Below are 19,908 nucleotides of genomic sequence, written 5' to 3' on the forward strand. Positions count from 1 at the left end.
TCCGTATTAAAAGCTTATTTTTGCCAATGATGCTTAAATTCAAATATTTAATACTGTTCGTCTGTTTTGCAGGATGCTTTGCTTCCTGTAAAAAGAATGAGGCTTTCGAAGCTTATGATCCAGTACCGCAGTTTAAAGCAGATACAACGGCCATCAGGGCTTTTGTTAAAGCGAACAACATTAATGCAGTTAAAGATCAATCTGGTGTTTTTTATGAAATAATAGCACCTGGAACAGGAAGCATTTCTTACACAACAAACACTCAAATTACAGCAGATTACGAAGGCAGGTTGCTTAATGGAAATATTTTCGATAGTTCAAAAGGCACGCCGATAACTTTTTCATTAGGCAGAGTAATCCCCGGATGGCAGATAGGCATTCCAAAAATTCAAAAAGGAGGAAAAATCAGATTAATTATTCCTTCCTATTTCGGATATGGAAATGTAGCCCAGGGAGCAAATATCCCAGCGAATTCTATACTCGATTTTAATATCACACTTACAGAAGTTTCAAACTAAATGAACAAATTTACCAAACTTAGCCTTTGCTTATGTTTATTGGCTACAGTACTTTTTAGCGCCTGCGAGAAGGAATATGATTCAATCGAAACGATTGATGATACGGCGATTCAGGCTTTCGTAAAAGCCAGCAGCTTAAAATTTACAAAGGATCCAACTGGATATTACTATAGCGTTACCTCACCAGGGACTGGAGCTAGTGTGAAAAATTCAGATTCTGTATATTATTCTTATACATTTAAAACTTTAAATGGACAAGTTTTAAATCAAAGTTCTGATGTTATGATTCCTGGTACTTTTTTGGGTTATACAGATCGATTTGCAATTGCTGGTACGTCTTATGTTTTTACAGGTATCAGAGAAGTTTTGTCGAAATTAAGCAGAGGCGGAAAAGCGAGCTTAGTTTTGCCTTCTAACTTAGCTTTTGGTAAAAATGGTTTGAGCGCTATAAACGTAGGTTCAAACGAGAATATTTTAGTTGAGTTGGGCATTTACAACGAGTCTAAAATTCATGATATAAATGAATTAGAACTTAATAATTTTTTAAGATCCAATAATCTTACCGCTATCAAAGACCCTTCCCGCGTTCGTTATATCGTTACGCAACAAGGAACGGGAAGTCAAGTGTTGTCTTCAAGTACCTTAATTGTAAATTATACTGGCAGACTTCTAACTGGGACAATCTTTGACTCAAATACAGCGGGTACATATTCAACGACTTTGGTAGGAGTAATTCCTGGTTGGGATATACTAAAAAACTTTAAAGCTGGTACTAAGCTTCGCTTATTTATTCCTTCAGATCTTGGTTATGGTCAGGCAGGAAGCAGAAATTCTTCAACTGGAGATTATATCATTCCGCCAAATGCAGATTTGGATTTCGATATCGAAATTGTTAGCGTTACGAATTAGCCAACCCCTCCTTAAAAACTTTTAAAACCCTTTCCCTTGCAAATTTATGCTCAACTATTGGTTGGGCATATTTTTTTGTTCCAAACTCTGGTACCCACTTTTTAATGTATTCAAATTTAGGATCAAATCTCTTGGTTTGTAATTCGGGGTTAAAAACCCTGAAGTATGGTGCGGCATCATTTCCAGAACCAGCAGCCCATTGCCATCCGCTAACATTACTTGCCATTTCATAATCAAGCAGTTTACTGGCAAAATAAGCCTCACCCCATCGCCAGTCGATTAACAGGTGTTTAGATAAAAAACTTGCTGTTACCATGCGCACGCGGTTGTGCATCCAACCGGTTTCATTTAGCTCACGCATGCCTGCATCTACAAGTGGGTAGCCCGTATTTCCTTCGCACCAGGCTTTAAATTCGTTCTCATTATTTCGCCATTTGATGTGATCATATTGCTTTTTAAAAGAGTTAAAGGCAGCATATGGAAAATGCCACAAAATCATCATATAAAATTCTCTCCAGGCCAGTTCTGAAAGCCAAACGTTTGATTTCGCGTCAACTGCATCCTTTGCTGCTTTACGGATGCTCACGGTTCCAAAGCGCAAATGCAAACCAATCCTGGTAGTTCCTGCTATTGCCGGGAAATCGCGTTCATTTGCATAACTATCTAGTTTGTCCTGGTAGCTGATTTTTGGAAATGCTAATTTGCTCACTTCAAAGCCCATTTCTTTTAGCGTTGGCAAAGGCAAGTATTTAGTTTTAAAAAAGTTATTGAGATATCTTTCTGTTGGATAAGCTTTAAGATAAAAGTCGTTCAATTTAGCTTGCCATTGTTTATAAAACGGTGTAAAAACGGTATAGGGTGTTTTATCAGACTTTAAAATTTCTCCTTTCTCAAAAACCACCTGATCTTTAAAAGTCTTAAATTCGATTTTTTCACTTCTTAAAAACTCGGCCATGTTGTCATCACGTTCCCGGGCATATGGTTCGTAGTCATGGTTGGTATAAACCTTTGCAACATCATATTCTCTTAATACTTCAGGCCATACTTCCTCAGGCTTGCCATATTTAACAAGTACATCTGATCCATACTTTTGAAGTACAGTCTTTAAATCAGCAACAGTTTGATATATGAAGGTAATCCGGGCATCATCAACTGCCAGTTTATCCAGAATATTCTGATCAAAAATGAAAAGTGGTAAAACGGGATGCCCGCCTTTCAAGGCATGATATAATGCGGCATTGTCTTCTAAACGCAAATCGCGGCGGAACCAAAAAATACTAATTCCTAAATCCCCTGAAGGGGACTTTGAATTTTCATTGTTCATTTATTTCTGATTTTATATACTGGCTTTGGAAGACTTTTATTTTTGATACAAATTCGACAACGCATCATCCAAATGTGTGAATTTAAACTTGAAACCCGCATTTAAAATTTTTTGAGCAGAAGTATTATTGCTCATCAATACAGCATCGGCTCTTTCACCCATTAATAATTCAATTGCTTTTCTCGGCACTTTGATTGGCCATGCCGGGCGATGTAAATGTTTCGCAATGGCTTTTGTTAAGCTTTCATTCGTAACCGGATATGGGGCACAAGCATTGTAGCAACCCTCCATTTGCAAATTCTCTATGGCATAAATATACATTTCAACCATATCGTCTAAATGGAGCCAGGGCGTCCACTGTTTCCCTGTTCCAATTGGAGCTCCTACAAATAATCTTACAGTTTTATCAAGTTGAGGTAAAGCACCGCCATCATTACTAAAAACAATGCCAGTGCGCAGTTTTACGATCCGTAAACTTAATTTCCTTCCCTGATCAACTGCATCTTCCCACAGTTTGCAACATTCTGCAAGAAATCCATAACCATTTGGGCTTTCTTCAGTTAAGATTTCATCACCGCAATCCCCATAATAACCAACGGCAGAGGCAGAGATAAAGGATTTTATTTGATGATCAGGTTTGGATTTTATAGCTTGAAAAAGTAATTCGGTCGACTTCACCCGGCTATCAAGAATCTGTTTTTTTCGTTCATCAGTCCATTTTTTGTCAGCCACTGGTTCGCCCGCTAAATGAACAATGGCCTCCACACCAATCAGGCAGTTTACATCGATTTCTCCTTTGTAAACATCCCAGGCATAATTATTTGGATCGCTATCCTTTTTACGGGAAAGCGTATTTACTTCATATCCCTGGTTCAGTAACTGTTTTTTGAGTGCGGTTCCAACAAGTCCGGTTGCGCCTGTAATCAGAATCTTTTTCGCCATCTATTTTAAACACTAAACATGCGAAAGGGTTTTTTTAAAGACTAAAGACTAAAGACTAAAGACTAAAGACTAAACCGAGCTGCGACGATAAACGAAGGACGACCAACGATAGACGATAAACTAAAGACCAGCGATGATTCTATTTTTTGGTGCTTTAACCGAATAGCTCAATTTAATCGTCTTCGTTTCATTGGGTGCAATTTTCAGCTGCCAGGATAGCATTCCCGTTTCCTTATTTACTGTTGCGCCGTTGCTTTCGAGCAATTCTATTTCAATATCGCTTTCTGTTGATAGCGGATACTGATCTTTAAGCGATAGTTCTATGGATTCTTTTTTGGTGTTTCTAATCTTGATCAAATAAGTAAACAGTTGTTTTTTATTGCTACCAATCAATTTTGTGCTGCTGAAATCTTCCTGTTTTTCTTTAGTGATGATAATCTTTTTGTCCTTACCCATGCTCAGGCTTAAAGTATCCAGAATATTTGCAGGGTTAATGAAAGATTTGCCTGTATAAGTTCCTTCAAAAATGATATTGGCATTGCCGGCCTGAAGATTCAATTTTTCCCAATCCAACACATCAGCCAGTAAAAAAGCATCATTACTTAATCTGGGTGCCGCATAATATCTGTATTTAGCATGTACTTCATATTCTTTAAATGAAACCGTGTGGGGTTTATTGTCGCTGTTTATGTCATAAGGAATATCGATATCGAAAGTTACCCCTAACTGCGTTTCATTAACAGAAGTGTAATTGTTTATTGTTGATGGAGCAGGCATTGCAGCTTTTTTTTGCGTACTGATACCTCTTATCATAATGGTTTCATTTAGTTTATTGTCAGCTGTTTGCATGCCGTAAACTTGTCCCGTTAACGCTTTCTGTACCTGCGGATAAGTGGAAACAAACCAGGGATTTAAAGTTGGGGCAGTAATATTATAATTTGGGTTCCCGGTGGATAGGGAAAGTTTTACTTTTCTCCAATCTAACCCGGTATTTTGGGTGATGGCTGCTTTGTAAACCAATCCGAGCGGCTTAGCTGTGCTGGCAGATTTAATATCGTAACTGGCCAACCAACTCGCACCTGGTGTAACATATGAAATATTATAATCTGCCAGTGTGGTGGTTTTTGACATTAATTGCAACACCAGCTGTCCGAGTTGCTCATTCGGATTGTTTTTTAACTCGTTTAACTGCTGCTGTAGCGCAGTGAGTTTTTGATTTTGATTTTCCTCAATCAACGAAAGCGCAGTAATTGCTCCTCTTACTTCGGTGTTTTTAGACCGATAATAATCTGCCAGTTTAATTAATTCGGAAACATTGGTTCCATTGCTGGTTCCGCCAGATTTTCTGTTTTCATCCAGTAATAGTAAAGTCTGCTCCTCTACAGCCTTTTCATTCTTCGTTTTCGTAACAGCAGCAGTAACAATCTTAATACTATCATTCAGTTTCTTGATTTCCGGGTTCGCGGCATCTGTATTTAAAAAATCCCGGTTAAACTGAACGGCTAAAATGGTTACACCGCCAGAAATGCCTACCTGAATTGAATTTTCATTTACCCGCCCGGAGATGTTGTTAATTACAATTTCTGATGTGCCGGCAGGGAGATTCACTTTTCCCATATGGGAGAGCTGAGCGCCATTGTTATAGACTGTTACACTTTCTAAGGATGCTTTGCTTTTGATCTGTTGTTGAGCAAAAACACTTATGGGAAATAATAGCGCAAATAAGATTCGTTTCATCGGGTTTAATTAAGGTAATCGTTTTGTATTTTAACTGAAGATGAACGAATGGCCGGCTTTCCATAACTATATTTTTTTTGTTGCCTGTATGTAAAGAATTTTCCCAGTTTTTGATGCCTGAAAAAAATAAGATAAATTTGTACTTACTCTCTTAAATCCCTTTTCCGATAAAAGATGTCTAAAAAAATTTTAGTATGGTTTAGAAATGACCTCCGGTTGCACGACAATGAAATGTTGGTGGAGGCAATTGCTAAGTCAGATTCAATTTTACCTGTTTATATTTTAGATCCCCGCCAGTTTGAGGAAACCAAGTATGGAACATTGAAAACCGGTAGCGTCAGGACGCAATTTTTATTTGAAAGTGTGGTAGGGTTAAGGAGTGGTTTCAAGCAAATTGGAGGTAATTTATTAATTGCAACAGGAAATCCGGAGGAAATTATTCCGCAGCTGATTCAGGAATATGAAATTACAGAAGTATATCATCACCGTGAAGTGGCGCGGGAAGAAACGCATGTATCTGCTTTGGTAGAAAATGCACTCTGGAAATTACGGGTTAATCTTAAGCACTTTATTGGCCATACCTTATATAATAAAGAAGATTTACCTTTTCCTATCAAAGATATTCCGGATGCTTTTAATCAATTTAAGAAGAAAATTGAGCGCGATTCCATTATAAAACCTTGTTTTCCTGCTCCAGATCGCATCAATGTCGCAGAAGTAATTGATTGGGGCACGCTACCATCTTTACCAGAATTAAACCTGGTTCCACAGCAAAAGGACGAAAGGTCGGATTTCGAATTTGTGGGCGGCGAAGCCGAAGGTTTAGCCCATTTACAGAAAGTAATTGTTGCCATGCAGCAAGCCGCTACTACTAAAAATTTAATTCTTGTTTCTAAACTTTCTGCCTGGTTGGCAATGGGTTGTCTTTCTCCGCGTAAAGTGTATTGGGAAATTAAGAAAATGGAAGGAATGCCAAATACGAAGGCCATGTTTAACCATATTCTATTGGGTTTGCTATGGAGAGATTATTTCCGTTTTATGTTCAAAAAATACGGCAATACTTTTTTCCATCCTGACGGTTTCGGCAGCCAGGGCTTAGTGGATATTGAAAACGAGCAAGAGAATTTCAGCAAGTGGAAAAATGCACAAACCGGATTTGCTGTGGTTGATGCAGTGATGACCGAATTAAATCAGACTGGATTTATATCGAACATTGCACGTCAAACGGCCGCTTTATATCTGGTCAATAACCTGGAAGTTAGCTGGATTTTTGGCGCGGCTTATTTTGAAGAAAAGCTGATTGATTACAATCCGGCAAGTACCTGGGGGAATTGGGCTAATATTGCAGGTGTTGGCAATGACCAAAAAACGAAAAATGTATTCGATATCGATAAAAACATTAAAAATCTCGATCCGAAAGGAAATTATGCCTTAATCTGGCTTCCTGAACAAATGATTGACTGAGAGAATTTTGAATGATAGAATGGCTTGCTTTTTGATACTATCAATTAATAATTCATTCAACCAAAAATCACTCGTTTATTGATAATGGTTCTATAATTCAAAAAATCTTATTTTAATACAGTTTTTTGCCGTTTATATAAGGTAAAATTCTAATTTTGTAATGCTTATAGTAAACAGTTAATAATGGATAGTTTATCTTATCTCAACGGCGCAAACGCCGAATATGTAGATTCTTTATATCAGTCGTATCAGCAAGATCCTGAATCAGTTGAGTTTGGTTGGCAAAAATTTTTTGAAGGTTTTGATTTTGGAAGAGGTTCTGAAGCTTCAGCTGCGAATGTAGAAACTCCGGAACAATTTTTAAAAGAGGTTAGTGTTTTAAACCTGATTGACGGATATAGAAGCCGTGGTCACTTATTTACACACACCAATCCGGTTCGCGAAAGACGCAAACACTTGCCAAGTTTAGACCTTTCAAATTTTGGCCTTTCTGATGCCGATTTAGAAACTGTTTTTAATTCCGGAGTGGAGATTGGAATTGGTGCAGCAAAATTGAAAGATATTGTTGCTTTCCTGAAACAGACTTACACGAGCTCAATCGGAGCAGAATATAAATTTTTACGTACTCCTGAAGTGTTGAACTGGATTCAGCAGAAAATGGAAAGTACCCGCAATACGGCAAGTTTCTCTATCGACGAGAAAAAACGTATTCTTAGAAAATTAAATGAAGCTGTAAGTTTTGAAAATTTCCTGGGTACGAAATTCTTAGGCCAAAAGCGTTTTTCTTTAGAAGGTGCAGAGGCTTTAATTCCTGCATTAGATTCGGTAATTGAAAAAGGCGCTGATTTAGGAATCGAGGAATTTGTAATTGGTATGGCACATCGCGGTCGTTTAAACGTACTGGCGAACATCATGCAGAAAACTTACAAAGATATTTTCGCGGAGTTTGAAGGTAAGAGCTACAATCCTGATACGCCTTATGGAGGTGATGTAAAATATCACTTAGGCTATTCTACAGATGTAACCACTGTTGCCGGTAAGAGCGTTCACTTAAGTCTTTGTCCAAATCCTTCTCACCTGGAAACAGTTGATGGTGTGGTTGAAGGCATGAGCCGTTCGAAAATTGATTTTAAATATGGTGGCGATAACAGCCGTTTAGCACCAATTTTAATTCATGGTGATGCGTCTGTTGCTGGTCAGGGGATTGTGTATGAAGTAATTCAAATGGCAGGCCTTGAAGGTTATAAAACTGGTGGAACCATTCACCTGGTGATTAATAACCAGATCGGTTTCACTACCAACTATAAAGATGCGCGTACCAGTACCTATTGTACAGATATTGCTAAAGTAACTTTATCTCCGGTTTTCCACGTAAATGGTGATGATCCTGAAGCTTTGGTTTATGCCATTAATCTGGCAATGGAATATCGCCAGAAGTATAAAAATGATGTTTTCATTGATATTTTATGCTATCGCCGATTTGGGCATAATGAGGCAGATGAACCTAAATTCACGCAGCCTTTATTATATAAAACAATTGAAAAACACCCTAATCCAAGGGAAATATATATCGAGCAATTAACCAAAGAAGGTAAATTGGAAGCGGGCCTTGCAAAAGAAATGGAAAAAGATTTCCGTGGAATTTTACAGGAACGCTTAAACGAAGCCAAAGATTTTGTAGCGAGTAAAGATGAAGTTAAATTTGGCGGTGCCTGGGCAGATTTGCGGATGGCTACGCCGAAAGATTTTGAGACTTCTCCGGTAACGGCTGTGAAAAAATCTACTTTATTGGAAATTGGTAAGCGTATTACCACTTTACCATCTGATAAAAAGTTTTTCAAAAAAATTGAAAAATTATTTACAGAGCGTACCAAAATGGTAAACGATACGAATATTTTTGACTGGGCAATGGGCGAGCAACTGGCTTATGGCACTTTATTGTCAGAAGGCAAAAGAATTCGTTTAAGTGGCCAGGATGTAGAACGTGGTACTTTCTCTCACCGTCATGCTGTTTTAACATTAGAAGATAGTGAGGAGGAATATGTGCCGTTAGCAAACATTTCTGAGCAGCAGGCACCATTCGATATTTACAATTCTCATTTATCAGAATATGGAGTTTTAGGTTTTGAATATGGTTATGCCATGGCAAATCCCAACGCTTTAACCATCTGGGAAGCGCAATTTGGTGACTTCTTCAATGGAGCACAAATTGTAGTAGATCAGTATATTGCAAGTGCAGAGACTAAATGGCAACGTGAAAACGGTTTGGTACTGTTATTACCTCATGGTTACGAAGGTCAGGGTCCGGAACACTCTTCAGCACGTATTGAGCGTTTTATGGAACTTTGTGCAGATTACAACATGCAGGTTGTAAATTGTTCAACACCCGCTAACTTCTTCCATGTATTACGTCGCCAGTTTAAGCGAGATTTCCGTAAGCCTTTGGTCGTATTTACGCCGAAAAGTTTATTGCGTCACCCTGCCTGTGTTTCTAAATTAGAAGAATTTACAGAGGGTGGTTTTAAAGAAGTAATTGACGATGTAAATGTTAACGTTGACGAGGTAACCCGGATCGTTTTCTGTAGTGGAAAAATATATTACGAATTATTGGAGAAACAACAATCAGATCAGGTAAAACATGTTGCTGTTGTTCGGGTTGAGCAATTATATCCAACTCCGGTTGATCAGATGGAAGCAATTAAAGCCAAATACAAAAATGCTGCTGAAATTTTCTGGGTACAGGAAGAGCCGGAAAATATGGGTGCATGGCCGTATTTATTCCGCAAATTATATAAAACAGGCTTAAAAGGTATCGATGTAATTTCCAGAAAAGAAAGCAGCAGTACTGCAACAGGTTTCGCAAAACAACATGCCAACCAGCAAGCTTATATCTTAGCTAAAGCTTTAGAAGTTTCGATTAAAGAAGAAGAAGTGAAAGATGCCGCTAAGAAAGCAAGTAAGAAGTTAGCAGAAGCTGATTAATTTTAGATAAAGGGTTTCAGGGTTTAGGGTAGTGGGTTTATAGATCCAAAATGCCTCAGCTTTGCAGTCTTAAAACATATAACAACAAACATTACAATTTTAAAAATATGAGTTTAGAGATCAAAGTTCCACCAGTTGGTGAGTCGATAACGGAAGTTGTTTTATCACAATGGTTAAAAAAAGATGGCGATGTAGTTGAGATGGACGAAGTGATTGCTGAGTTAGAATCAGACAAGGCTACTTTTGAATTAACTGCAGAGCAAGCTGGAACTTTAAGAACCATAGCCGCTGAAGGCGATACATTAGCCATTGGCGCAGTAGTTTGTAATATTGAAGATGGCGGTGCAGCTGCTACTCCTAAGGTGGATGCTCCGAGTTCACAATCAGATGCCCAGGCTTCAGCTCCTGTAGCTGAAACGGCTAAACCCCAAGACCAGGAAGTTGCCACTAAAGACTCTTATGCTACTGGTACACCTTCTCCTGCCGCAGGGAAAATCCTTTCAGAAAAAGGAATTGAATCTTCTGCTGTAAAAGGAACAGGTGTTGATGGTCGCATTACTAAAGACGATGCTGTAAAAGCAGAAGCTGCTAAAAAACCAGAGGCGCCGAAACCAGCTGCTGCCCCGGTTGCTGCTGCTCCGGCAGGTGCACGTGCTGAACGTCGTGAGAAAATGTCTCCATTACGTAGAACTGTTGCAAAACGTTTAGTTGCCGTTAAAAATGAAACTGCCATGTTAACAACCTTTAATGAGGTTAACATGAAGCCGATTATGGATTTACGCGGTAAATATAAAGATCAGTTTAAAGAAAAATTCGGTGTTGGCTTAGGCTTTATGAGTTTCTTTACCAAAGCAGTTACTGTAGCATTGAAAGAATTTCCTGCTGTAAATGGTCGTATTGAAGGTGAAGAATTAATCTATAATGATTTCGCTGATATCTCTATTGCAGTTTCTGCTCCGAAAGGATTGGTTGTTCCGGTAATTCGTAATGCAGAAGGCATGACACTTGCTGAAATTGAAAAATCTGTTTTAACATTGGCATTAAAAGCACGTGATAGCAAACTAACAATCGAAGAGATGACTGGCGGAACATTTACCATTACGAATGGTGGAGTATTCGGTTCAATGATGTCTACGCCGATTATTAATGCGCCACAATCGGCTATTTTGGGTATGCATAACATTGTTGAGCGTCCGGTAGCCGAGAAAGGTGAAGTAGTGATTCGTCCGATGATGTATGTTGCATTATCATATGACCACAGAATTATCGACGGACGTGAGTCGGTAGGTTTCCTGGTTCGTGTGAAACAATTATTAGAAGATCCAGCTAGATTATTATTGGGTGTTTAACTCCTAAATCCCCTAAGGGGACTTTGATATATGAGGAGCCTCCGATTGAAAAGATCGGAGGCTTTTTTTTAGCCCTGGGCTTAAGCCCAAGGCTATTTCATGAGGCACACTTTACAGGGATTTTAATTGATTCAATCTCGGATTTTATGATTGGAGGCTTTTTTTTAGCCTTGGGCTTAAGCCCAAGGCTATTTCATGAGGCACACTTTATAGGAAATCTTAATTGATTATATCGTATTTCAAAATTGGAGTCTTTTTTTTAGCCTTAGGCTTAAAGCCCAAGGCTATTTCATGAAGCACACTTTACAGGGAGATCTTAATTGATTCAATCTCGGATTTCATGATTGGAGGCTTTTTAGCCTTGGGCTTAAGGTCAAGGCTATTTCATGAGGCACACTTTACAGGGAGATCTTAATTGATTATATCGGATTTCAGGATTGGAGGCTTTTTTTTAGCCTTGGGCTTAAGGTCAAGGCTATTTCATGAGGCACACTTTACAGGGAGATCTTAATTGATTCAATCTCGGATTTTATGATTGGAGGCTTTTTAGCCTTGGGCTTAAAGCCCAAGGCTATTTCATGAGGCACACTTTACAGGGAGATTTTAATTGATTCAATTTCGGATTTATGATTGGAGGCTTTTTAGCCTTGGATTAAACCCAAGGCTATTTCATGAAGTACAATTTAAAGGGAAATCTTAATTGATTCAATTTCGGATTTCATGATTGGAGGCTTTTTAGCCTTGGATTAAACCCAAGGCTATTTCATGAAGTACACTTTACAGGGAGATCTTAATTGATTCAATCTCGGATTTTATGATTGGAGGCTTTTTTAGCCTTGGGCTTAAGCCCAAGGCTATTTCATGAGGCATACTTAATAGGAAATCTTAATTGATTATATCGTATTTCAGGATTGGAGTCTTTTTAGCCTTGGATTAAACCCAGTTTTTTTTCAAAAAAAAGATTATTAAAAAGCAAAAGTAAGCAAAACGGTTAAAATCATTACTGTACAGAGGTTTATAAAATGGTAGGACAAAGTTGAAGGTCGGTGTACGACAGGTTTTGGACTTAAAAAGACAAGGTTAGGTTACTAAATCATTACCAGTTTAGTCTGGTAATGATTTAAATAAAAGACTATAATTCAATCTTTTGCAATCTTTTTCATAGTTCCTTGTAACTCATTGATAGTTAATTTTAAACATTAAACAATTGAGTTATGGAGACAATGAAAAGATCCACCTTTAAGTTATTGCTTTACTTGAAGAAAAATGAACCAAAAAAGAACGGTAATGTACCAGTTATGGGACGGATTACCATCGACGGAAGCCCTAAAACATTTGGAACCAAACTAGAAATTGATCCCAATAGCTGGGATTTAAAACACGGTCGTGTATTGGGCAAGAGTAGCTTGGCATTAAGCACCAACCAGAAATTGGATAAAATCCGTGTACGCATCAATAAGATTTATGATGAGATGCTCAAAGATGAAGGCTTTGCAACTGCACAAAAAGTAAAACTTACGTTTTTAGGCGTTGGTGTTATGGAAGACTCTCTGCTAAACATCTTTAAGAAAAACAATGAAGATTTCGAAAAAATGGTTTCTAAAGGAGAACGCTCACAAAGTACGTATTACAAATACAAAATTGTCTATAATCACCTCAAGGAATTTATCACTTGCCGGTATTATAGAGACGATATGGCATTTAGAGAATTGACCAGTGACTTTATCAGGGAATTTGATTTGTTTTTGCGGGTGGATAAAGGCTGTACACATAATACCGTTTGGGTTTATACAATGCCTTTGTATCGTGTGGCAGAAATTGCAATCAAGAATGGACTTATCAGAAGAAATCCATTTGAAGACTATGAGATTTCTATGAAGGAAAATGATCGAAGCTATTTATTGAAAGAACATGTAGAAACCCTTCTTTTCCATACACCTACAAAAGAAAAATATGAGCTTGTAAAAGATCTTTTCATTTTTAGCTGTTTCACTGGATTAGCTTATATCGATATCAAAAAACTAAAGAAGAGTAATATTCAATCTTTCTTTGATGGCCATGAGTGGATTATAAGCCGTAGGCAAAAATCTGGTGTTGCTTCAAATGTAAGATTAATGGAAATTCCTAAGCGAATAATCGAAAAATATGCGGGTATTACCCAGAACGATTTTATTTTTCCCGTACCAAGCAATATGACCTGTAATACTCACATAGGTAAATTGATTGAAAAAGTAGAAATTGTTACTGAGCAAAAAATAACTTTTCACACTGCAAGGCATACTTTTGGCACTATGTTTTTGACGGAAGGCGTACCACTTGAAAGCCTCAGCAAGATGATGGGACATAAAAATATTTCAACTACACAGATTTATGCCAAGATAACCAGCCAGAAGATTAGCAAAGATATGGATTTGATATCACATAAATTTAAGGCAATGGAAGAAGCTTTTATTGAAACCATTTGATATTTACAATAACAATTAATAGTAAGCAGGATTTAACGATCCTGCTTTTTTAATGCCCATACTTTTTATCCCCAAAGCACATTTATTTACTTTCCTCATCCCCTTCGTATAAAAGAGCTTTGGTTGGATATACTGAAAAAATATCGGAAAATTCAAGGCAAATCCCAACCAATATTTTCCAATATCCTTTTGGTGGCTTTCATAGCCACAAACACTTAAAAATCGTTAAAATTCTGTCAGATAAATTCTGGATTTGTAATCACATAGACCATTTCTTAATGCCTTTTCCATTGGCCTCCACATAGGTTTTTATCCAAGAGCCAGTATGCTTTTTTGTCCCATTTCAAGAGCAAAGGTATTTCCGTGTTCTTAACGCAACATCAAGGTCAAGCCCTGCGGGTTTGCCAAAAAAATCTCCACCCATTCGGGTCGTATTTTTTGTCAAAACCTTGCTGTTGCTAAACACGAACCTTTTATGCTCGTGAAACGAAACAAAGCATACTCCGGCTCTTTAAACGAATAAAAAAAATGTCAGAAATGAAAAAATACAGCATTAGAAATGGTAAAAGAGAAACGAAACTTCAGCACCTCCTCTCATTACCGAATAAATCAAAAAAAGTAAAATCAGAACAAAATCAATAACGCAAAAAATAGAAACTATGAACATTACAGGACGATTGACGAGAGATGCGGAGGTACGCACAACGTCACAGCAAAAAGAAGTAGTAAACTTTTCAGTAGCAATCAACGACAGCTACCGTAACAAACAGGGCGAACGCATAGAGCAGACAACCTATTTCGATTGCTCCTATTGGATAACCCCTAACGTTGCCAAAATCCTAACAAAAGGCACATTGGTAGAACTATCAGGCAGGGTAAGCACAAGAGCGTGGACAGGTAATGACGGAGAAGCAAGAGCAGGACTTAATTTCCATACCTCACAAATCAAACTGCACGGAGGTAGCAAGAAAACAGAAACTTTACAGGCTACAGCACAAGCTGAAAATAGTATGGTTAAAGCACAGGGAACAGAAGACGACCTTCCATTTTAACAACGAGTATTCAAACATTTTTTAACATCAAATATTTAGCATTATGGCACATAATATCAATTTCAACGAGAGAACAGGACGTTATTCATTCTTTAGCGTACAACAAAAAGCGTGGCACGGTTTGGGTCAAATCGTAGAGCAATACCCAACGAGCGAGGAAGCTATCAAACACGCAGGGTTAGACTACGAAGTGGTAAAAGCACCACTATTTACAAAAGGTTCGGGCATTATCGAAACTGTACAAGGCATAGAAATAGGCAGTAGTGAATTGGAAGTCCCTAACTATTTCTCCAACATACGCACCGATAACAATACTGTATTGGGTGTAGTTGGTAAAGACTATCATATCGTACAAAACCGTGAAGCCTTTAATTTTTTTGATGCTATTGTAGGCGGTGGCAACGGTATTTTATATGAAACCGCAGGAGCATTAGGCAACGGAGAACGCATTTTCATCACAGCCAAACTACCCGATTATATCCGTGTAGGTAATGGCGATGATCTAACAGAAAAATACATCTTTCTAACCACTTCGCACGATGGTAGCGGAAGCATCACGGCTGCATTCACGCCTATCAGAATTGTGTGTCAAAATACGCTTAACGCTTCATTGAAAAGTATGACCAACGTTGTGCGTATCAAACACACTTCGGGAGCGAAACAGCGTATTGAGAACGCCCACAAGATTATGGGATTGGCGGACACATTGAGTAACCAATTAGAGGGAATTTTCAACGAGTGGGCAAAAGTAAAAGTAACAGACCGAGAAGTAAGAAAGCTAATCCAATTGGCACTTTGCCCAAATAAGGAAACGTTTGACCTTATCAAAAAAGGTGCTGAAGATGAAATTTCTACCGTGTTCAAAAACACAGTTGAAGATGCTTTTGCCTATGCTATGGTAAGCGATACCCAACAAATGGAAACCACCAAAGGCACTTTGTTCGGGGCATACAATGCCGTAACAGGCTACTATCAGAATGTACGCAATTACAAAAACGATGAAGCCAAGTTGCAGAGTATTGTATTGGGTGGTACTGCTCAACTCAAATCACAGAAAGCATTTGAATTATGTACTGCCTTTGCAATGGACGGTTCGGAAATCTTAAACCTTAATTAAATATCCGTAGGCTACCGTCTTAAACCGTGGTAGCCTACTAAAACAACTATGAAAGTAACAGATTTAAATGGTTGCCAAATTGAAGTAACAGACCTTGAAGAAGCTATTCGAATAACAGCAGAATACAAGGAATACAGGCATAAGGATAAAGGTTTTTCGGAGTTTGACAAAAGACAAAAAACCTATTGGTCGGATATGTACGAGAAACTAATAGCAATCAAAACGCAATTAAAAACATTTTAAATTTTACAGCAATGAATACTAATTTTTTCAATCAGATAGCACAGTTGGGCTTTACAGGAGTATTACAACTGAACATTTCAAAAGGCGCAGAAAATAACCTAATCGTATCGGTAATGCTCAACAACGAACAATGCGGAGATAACGCCAAAAACCTAATTCCGCCATTGACATTTAACGCTACACCGCAGGAGTTTGATGATGGATTTTTTGAGCAAATAACTGCACCTATCCAAACCGTTTCCGGTTTAATGGTGGATATGGAAAAATTCCTAAAACAATTGGAGGAAGTCAAAAAACAGTCGGCTATGGAGAAAGAAAAAGCCGATAAACAGAAGAAAGAGCAGGAAGCCAAAGACAAGAAGTTCAAAGACGGAATGGCAAAAGCTGATGAATTGGAGAAGGAATGCAAATTCCGTGAAGCGTGGATGAAAGTACCCGATATAACAGAGTTTCCCGAAAAAGCAGACGAGATACGCAAACGTAAAAATGTACTATCTGACAAGTTTGCAACACCGAGCCTTTTTGGAGAAACGGAAGTAGAAAAACCCGAACCACAGCAAGAGGAAAAGGTTTTGGATGATTATCCTATTGATGAAACATACGAGGACGAACAAAATTATTAACCTAAAATTTCAAAATTATGTTATTAGCAACGCAATTACAGCGAGTTTTCATACTCAAAGATAAAGGACAAGACATGAAGTTAACCGACCCCGAACCACGTTGGAGTGTGGAAGCCGTGATGAATTTTTACGCCAATATGTACCCGATTTTGACAACGGCAAAAATATCTGCACCGCAAATAAAAGACGATGCCGTAGAGTACAAATTTGAGAGCGTAATGGGTACAAAAGGTTAAACCAAAATTGTAAAAAGATGAATTATGCAACCACATATAATATCGGGAATTATCCGCAAATCCGAACAGAAACGACAACGACAATTGCACCGACAGTTAAACGGGTTCGCACAATGGATGCAAAGACCAAAAGATACAAACGAAATACAGAAAGACAAGCGGAAAGCCGTACCAATAGCAATGTTGCCAATGGTTTTTTAAAGTCGGTATTTCTGCCAAAACTGAAAACGAAACAATCTTTACAGGTTTGTAAGAAAACAGCAAAAACGGAGAGGGATTTTTATCAATCCCTTTCCAAACTTGCCGAGCATTACGGCATTGAACCAATGCAGACACAGATTTACGGCTATCCTTACAATATAACTTTGGCGATGTGGGATATAGAAGCCAAGTTAAAAAGCACCAATGCAAATTGGGATAGTTTACGATTGGTACAAGATAGTAAGAAAATTTTTTTTGTAAGTGAGGAACGGTGCGACACAAGAACGACTTTGTATTATATCCCCATCGTTCCGCTCTTTGAAATGCTCAATAACCCGAAGCATAAAAAAACCGCTCAATTATTGGTTTCGGTTTGCAGTTATCTATATCACATTGCCGATATACCATATTACAGAAAAGAAAACAGCTATTTATATTGGATGTATGAAATGATGACCGACTGGGTGGAACAGGATGATGAAACGGACGAAACTGAGAAATACAAAAGCGAGTTAAGGCAAGCAGAACAAATTGGCGACAAATTAGAACAGAAACTATTCAATCGTATCAATTTACAACTATTTAAACAGCGTTTAAACAACTTCAAAATCCTTGATGAATTTGACCAAGAATGTTGGCAATTGGCTTGTAAAGCTTTTGAGCTTTTTACGGAATATCCAACAACAAACATTTTTAGAAATGCACCCATTTCCGAGCAAGACCCTTACAATGATGATTATGACAATGAAACCATTGGAATGGAAAAGTACATTTCATTTGTAGCAGACACCAAAGGTTGGTTGTGTGAAAGTCTTTCGGATAGCATTAACAATGAATTTAATGAGTATGGAGCAATGGCAGAACCTACAATTTCCAAACGTTTTGACGGAAGCGAAATAATTGCAAGTAACCTTGATTTTGAGAACCGTATATTTCCAATACTAAACGATTTATGCGGTTTATTATATGAATATAAAACGACAACAAAATGAACAATCTAAACGACATAAGCCAAAACTTCGGGACATTGTACCACCCGAAATCTGCCTTGGTTTTTTATGAAACCACAGGAGCAAATGCCGATATGTATGTGGAGCATTTCGATATGGGCAGAAATGGAAATCCAATAAATGCGCATCCTTTGACGGTAAAAGAAGCCAATGTATTGGCAAAATCATTACAGACCGACGAAGAAAAGAACAAAGCTTTTTTAAAACCTAAAGGAATTTTGCCGACTAACATTCTGCACATTAATCCGAGTGAAAAAGGCACGGTACTTTGGTACACCAAAGCACAGCAAAGGCAACTGTATTTTGTAAATGGTTTGGGTATTCCGAATGGAAAAGCACAAGTACCGTCAATGCTTTGGTTTGCTAACAAAAACAGCCTTTCAGTATTTGCTTTGGCAAACGATAGAAGACCCACAGAAAAAACGCTTTTGCATTACGCACCATTTTTCAATGTGTATGAAAACGGCAACGTGTGTATGGGAACGGTAAATATTGATATTCAAAATTCGGCATCCGTGGAGGAATTTATACAAGCTTGGGAAAACTATTTTTTCAACAGCTATTTCAGTCATTTATTGGGAAATTACAATCCGATAAACGGAAATTGTGTAACCGTTTGGAAAGACCTAATTGGTTCAGATAAAGCCTTCCCGAAAGAGGTATTGAAACCGAATAACAAAACACTTAAAAATCTATTGTGATGAATTTAGCTAAACAAAAAATACATTTTACGGATAGCGATTTAATCAATCCGACCAATCCGATTTTAGTAAATTTAATTGGTGCAGGTGGCACAGGCTCAAAGGTTTTGACTGCATTGATGGAAATGAACCACAGTTTAATTGAGTTGGGACACGCAGGATTACAAATCCGCCTTTGGGATGATGATGTAATTACGAATGCCAATTTAGGAAGACAGCGTTTCGCAGAATGTGAAATAGGATTGTACAAATCCGTTGCATTAATCAACCGAGCCAACCGATTTTCAGGGACAAACTGGAAAGCTGAAACAGTAAAGTTTGAAAAAGACCGTTTGGATAAATTGCCCGAAAATGCACTGGCTAATATTTATATTTCTTGTGTAGATAGCGTAAAAGCAAGATTTGAGATTGCGGACATTTTAAAAATGCTGAAAAACCGTAAAGCCTATTCCAACCGCCCACGTTATTGGTTAGATTTTGGCAATAGCCAGCATATAGGGCAAGTGCTACTATCTACTATTGGAGAAATCAAACAAACCAAATCAGAAAAGTATGAAACGGTGGCAAGCCTGCCATTTATTACCGATGAATTTGGCGAACTTTTAAAACAGTCTGAAGAACAAGACGACATGCCAAGTTGCAGTTTAGCTGAAGCATTGGAAAAACAGGATTTATTTATTAATTCGTCGTTGGCACAAATGGGCTGTTCTTTGCTTTGGAATTTGTTCCGCAATGGAATGACGGAATACAGAGGTTTTTTCCATAATCTGAAAGATTTTAATACCCACCCGATAAAAGTTGCCTAACCCGAGAAATCGGGTGGCAAAAATGCAATTCCTCGCTACGGTCGGAAACGCATTTTTGCATTTAATTAGGTGCAACCACTTTGTCAAAATGCACCATTCCACAATTCCCTTTCCTTACATTTTACCAAACAGGTTGAGTTTTTATTGCGTGGTGGATAAACCGCTTCAAATTGACCCCTCTTCACCACTTTAAAAAGCCCCCCTTAGCCGAGTTAATTTAATAAGGTCC

The 19,908-nt window shown here is 38.0% G+C and carries 17 protein-coding genes; 14 read left to right on the plus strand and 3 right to left on the minus strand.

Annotated features, from left to right (window positions below; translation table 11 throughout):
• Nucleotides 1–26: 26 nt before the first annotated feature.
• Nucleotides 27–518 (plus strand): FKBP-type peptidyl-prolyl cis-trans isomerase, encoded by a 492-nt coding sequence (locus GJU39_RS19010; protein WP_245228020.1) that lies wholly within the window; start codon nt 27–29, stop codon nt 516–518.
• Nucleotides 519–1,427, plus strand: coding sequence for an FKBP-type peptidyl-prolyl cis-trans isomerase (locus GJU39_RS19015; RefSeq protein ID WP_154282586.1), 909 nt, complete (start codon nt 519–521; stop codon nt 1,425–1,427). It abuts the gene before it with no gap.
• Here GJU39_RS19015 and GJU39_RS19020 read toward each other — a convergent pair.
• The 3 genes from GJU39_RS19020 to GJU39_RS19030 all read right to left on the minus strand — a co-directional run bounded on the left by GJU39_RS19020 (nt 1,417) and on the right by GJU39_RS19030 (nt 5,430).
• Nucleotides 1,417–2,751 (minus strand): cryptochrome/photolyase family protein, encoded by a 1,335-nt coding sequence (locus GJU39_RS19020; protein WP_154282587.1) that lies wholly within the window; start codon nt 2,749–2,751, stop codon nt 1,417–1,419. The genes GJU39_RS19015 and GJU39_RS19020 overlap by 11 nt on opposite strands.
• 36 nt (nt 2,752–2,787) lie before the next feature.
• Complete coding sequence (locus GJU39_RS19025) at nt 2,788–3,693, minus strand: TIGR01777 family oxidoreductase (protein ID WP_154282588.1); 906 nt, start codon at nt 3,691–3,693, stop codon at nt 2,788–2,790.
• Nucleotides 3,694–3,813: 120 nt separating this feature from the next.
• Entirely contained in the window at nt 3,814–5,430 is a 1,617-nt protein-coding gene (locus tag GJU39_RS19030) for a DUF4139 domain-containing protein (RefSeq protein WP_154282589.1), read from the minus strand.
• Between the two features lie 174 nt (nt 5,431–5,604).
• Between GJU39_RS19030 and GJU39_RS19035 the strand changes: the two genes are divergently transcribed.
• From GJU39_RS19035 to GJU39_RS19090, 12 genes are all read left to right on the plus strand, one after another.
• Entirely contained in the window at nt 5,605–6,894 is a 1,290-nt protein-coding gene (locus GJU39_RS19035; RefSeq protein WP_154282590.1) for a DASH family cryptochrome, read from the plus strand.
• A gap of 183 nt (nt 6,895–7,077) precedes the next feature.
• Nucleotides 7,078–9,876 carry a 2-oxoglutarate dehydrogenase E1 component gene (locus tag GJU39_RS19040; protein WP_154282591.1) on the plus strand — a complete coding sequence of 933 codons (2,799 nt, stop codon included), beginning with the start codon at nt 7,078–7,080 and terminating at the stop codon, nt 9,874–9,876.
• Between the two features lie 107 nt (nt 9,877–9,983).
• Entirely contained in the window at nt 9,984–11,225 is a 1,242-nt protein-coding gene (gene odhB / locus GJU39_RS19045) for a 2-oxoglutarate dehydrogenase complex dihydrolipoyllysine-residue succinyltransferase (protein ID WP_154282592.1), read from the plus strand.
• A 1,214-nt stretch (nt 11,226–12,439) separates the two neighbouring features.
• Nucleotides 12,440–13,690, plus strand: a complete 1,251-nt coding sequence (locus GJU39_RS19050; RefSeq protein ID WP_154282593.1) for a site-specific integrase — start codon at nt 12,440–12,442, stop codon at nt 13,688–13,690.
• A 659-nt stretch (nt 13,691–14,349) separates the two neighbouring features.
• Nucleotides 14,350–14,742, plus strand: coding sequence for a single-stranded DNA-binding protein (locus tag GJU39_RS19055; RefSeq protein ID WP_154282594.1), 393 nt, complete (start codon nt 14,350–14,352; stop codon nt 14,740–14,742).
• A gap of 43 nt (nt 14,743–14,785) precedes the next feature.
• A complete protein-coding gene (locus tag GJU39_RS19060) occupies nt 14,786–15,859 on the plus strand; it encodes a DUF932 domain-containing protein (RefSeq protein WP_154282595.1) in 1,074 nt (357 codons plus the stop codon).
• A 48-nt stretch (nt 15,860–15,907) separates the two neighbouring features.
• Complete coding sequence (locus tag GJU39_RS19065; protein WP_154282596.1) at nt 15,908–16,102, plus strand: hypothetical protein; 195 nt, start codon at nt 15,908–15,910, stop codon at nt 16,100–16,102.
• Nucleotides 16,103–16,113: 11 nt separating this feature from the next.
• On the plus strand, nt 16,114–16,725 hold the full coding sequence (locus GJU39_RS19070) for a PRTRC system protein E (RefSeq protein ID WP_154282597.1): 612 nt from the start codon (nt 16,114–16,116) through the stop codon (nt 16,723–16,725).
• A gap of 17 nt (nt 16,726–16,742) precedes the next feature.
• Nucleotides 16,743–16,961, plus strand: a complete 219-nt coding sequence (locus GJU39_RS19075; protein WP_154282598.1) for a PRTRC system protein C — start codon at nt 16,743–16,745, stop codon at nt 16,959–16,961.
• Nucleotides 16,962–16,978: 17 nt separating this feature from the next.
• Nucleotides 16,979–18,154 carry a hypothetical protein gene (locus GJU39_RS19080; protein WP_154282599.1) on the plus strand — a complete coding sequence of 392 codons (1,176 nt, stop codon included), beginning with the start codon at nt 16,979–16,981 and terminating at the stop codon, nt 18,152–18,154.
• Nucleotides 18,151–18,873 (plus strand): PRTRC system protein B, encoded by a 723-nt coding sequence (locus GJU39_RS19085; RefSeq protein WP_154282600.1) that lies wholly within the window; start codon nt 18,151–18,153, stop codon nt 18,871–18,873. Before GJU39_RS19080 ends, GJU39_RS19085 begins: the two co-directional genes overlap by 4 nt.
• On the plus strand, nt 18,873–19,679 hold the full coding sequence (locus tag GJU39_RS19090) for a PRTRC system ThiF family protein (protein WP_154282601.1): 807 nt from the start codon (nt 18,873–18,875) through the stop codon (nt 19,677–19,679). The genes GJU39_RS19085 and GJU39_RS19090 overlap by 1 nt, the downstream gene beginning before the upstream one ends.
• Nucleotides 19,680–19,908 lie beyond the last annotated feature (229 nt).

The sequence above is a fragment of the Pedobacter petrophilus genome (genome assembly GCF_009674725.1).
In the GTDB taxonomy this organism is placed as follows: Bacteria; Bacteroidota; Bacteroidia; order Sphingobacteriales; family Sphingobacteriaceae; genus Pedobacter; species Pedobacter petrophilus.

Bases quoted from the DNA above. Each gene is read 5' to 3' on its own strand.
- GJU39_RS19075 (WP_154282598.1), top strand. From the start codon at position 16,743: ATGTTATTAGCAACGCAATTACAGCGAGTTTTCATACTCAAAGATAAA.
- odhB (WP_154282592.1), top strand. From the start codon at position 9,984: ATGAGTTTAGAGATCAAAGTTCCACCAGTTGGTGAGTCGATAACGGAA.
- GJU39_RS19020 (WP_154282587.1), bottom strand. From the start codon at position 2,751: ATGAACAATGAAAATTCAAAGTCCCCTTCAGGGGATTTAGGAATTAGT.
- GJU39_RS19055 (WP_154282594.1), top strand. From the start codon at position 14,350: ATGAACATTACAGGACGATTGACGAGAGATGCGGAGGTACGCACAACG.
- GJU39_RS19065 (WP_154282596.1), top strand. From the start codon at position 15,908: ATGAAAGTAACAGATTTAAATGGTTGCCAAATTGAAGTAACAGACCTT.
- GJU39_RS19090 (WP_154282601.1), top strand. From the start codon at position 18,873: ATGAATTTAGCTAAACAAAAAATACATTTTACGGATAGCGATTTAATC.
- GJU39_RS19080 (WP_154282599.1), top strand. From the start codon at position 16,979: ATGAATTATGCAACCACATATAATATCGGGAATTATCCGCAAATCCGA.
- GJU39_RS19025 (WP_154282588.1), bottom strand. From the start codon at position 3,693: ATGGCGAAAAAGATTCTGATTACAGGCGCAACCGGACTTGTTGGAACC.
- GJU39_RS19040 (WP_154282591.1), top strand. From the start codon at position 7,078: ATGGATAGTTTATCTTATCTCAACGGCGCAAACGCCGAATATGTAGAT.
- GJU39_RS19030 (WP_154282589.1), bottom strand. From the start codon at position 5,430: ATGAAACGAATCTTATTTGCGCTATTATTTCCCATAAGTGTTTTTGCT.
- GJU39_RS19070 (WP_154282597.1), top strand. From the start codon at position 16,114: ATGAATACTAATTTTTTCAATCAGATAGCACAGTTGGGCTTTACAGGA.
- GJU39_RS19010 (WP_245228020.1), top strand. From the start codon at position 27: ATGATGCTTAAATTCAAATATTTAATACTGTTCGTCTGTTTTGCAGGA.
- GJU39_RS19035 (WP_154282590.1), top strand. From the start codon at position 5,605: ATGTCTAAAAAAATTTTAGTATGGTTTAGAAATGACCTCCGGTTGCAC.
- GJU39_RS19015 (WP_154282586.1), top strand. From the start codon at position 519: ATGAACAAATTTACCAAACTTAGCCTTTGCTTATGTTTATTGGCTACA.
- GJU39_RS19060 (WP_154282595.1), top strand. From the start codon at position 14,786: ATGGCACATAATATCAATTTCAACGAGAGAACAGGACGTTATTCATTC.
- GJU39_RS19085 (WP_154282600.1), top strand. From the start codon at position 18,151: ATGAACAATCTAAACGACATAAGCCAAAACTTCGGGACATTGTACCAC.
- GJU39_RS19050 (WP_154282593.1), top strand. From the start codon at position 12,440: ATGGAGACAATGAAAAGATCCACCTTTAAGTTATTGCTTTACTTGAAG.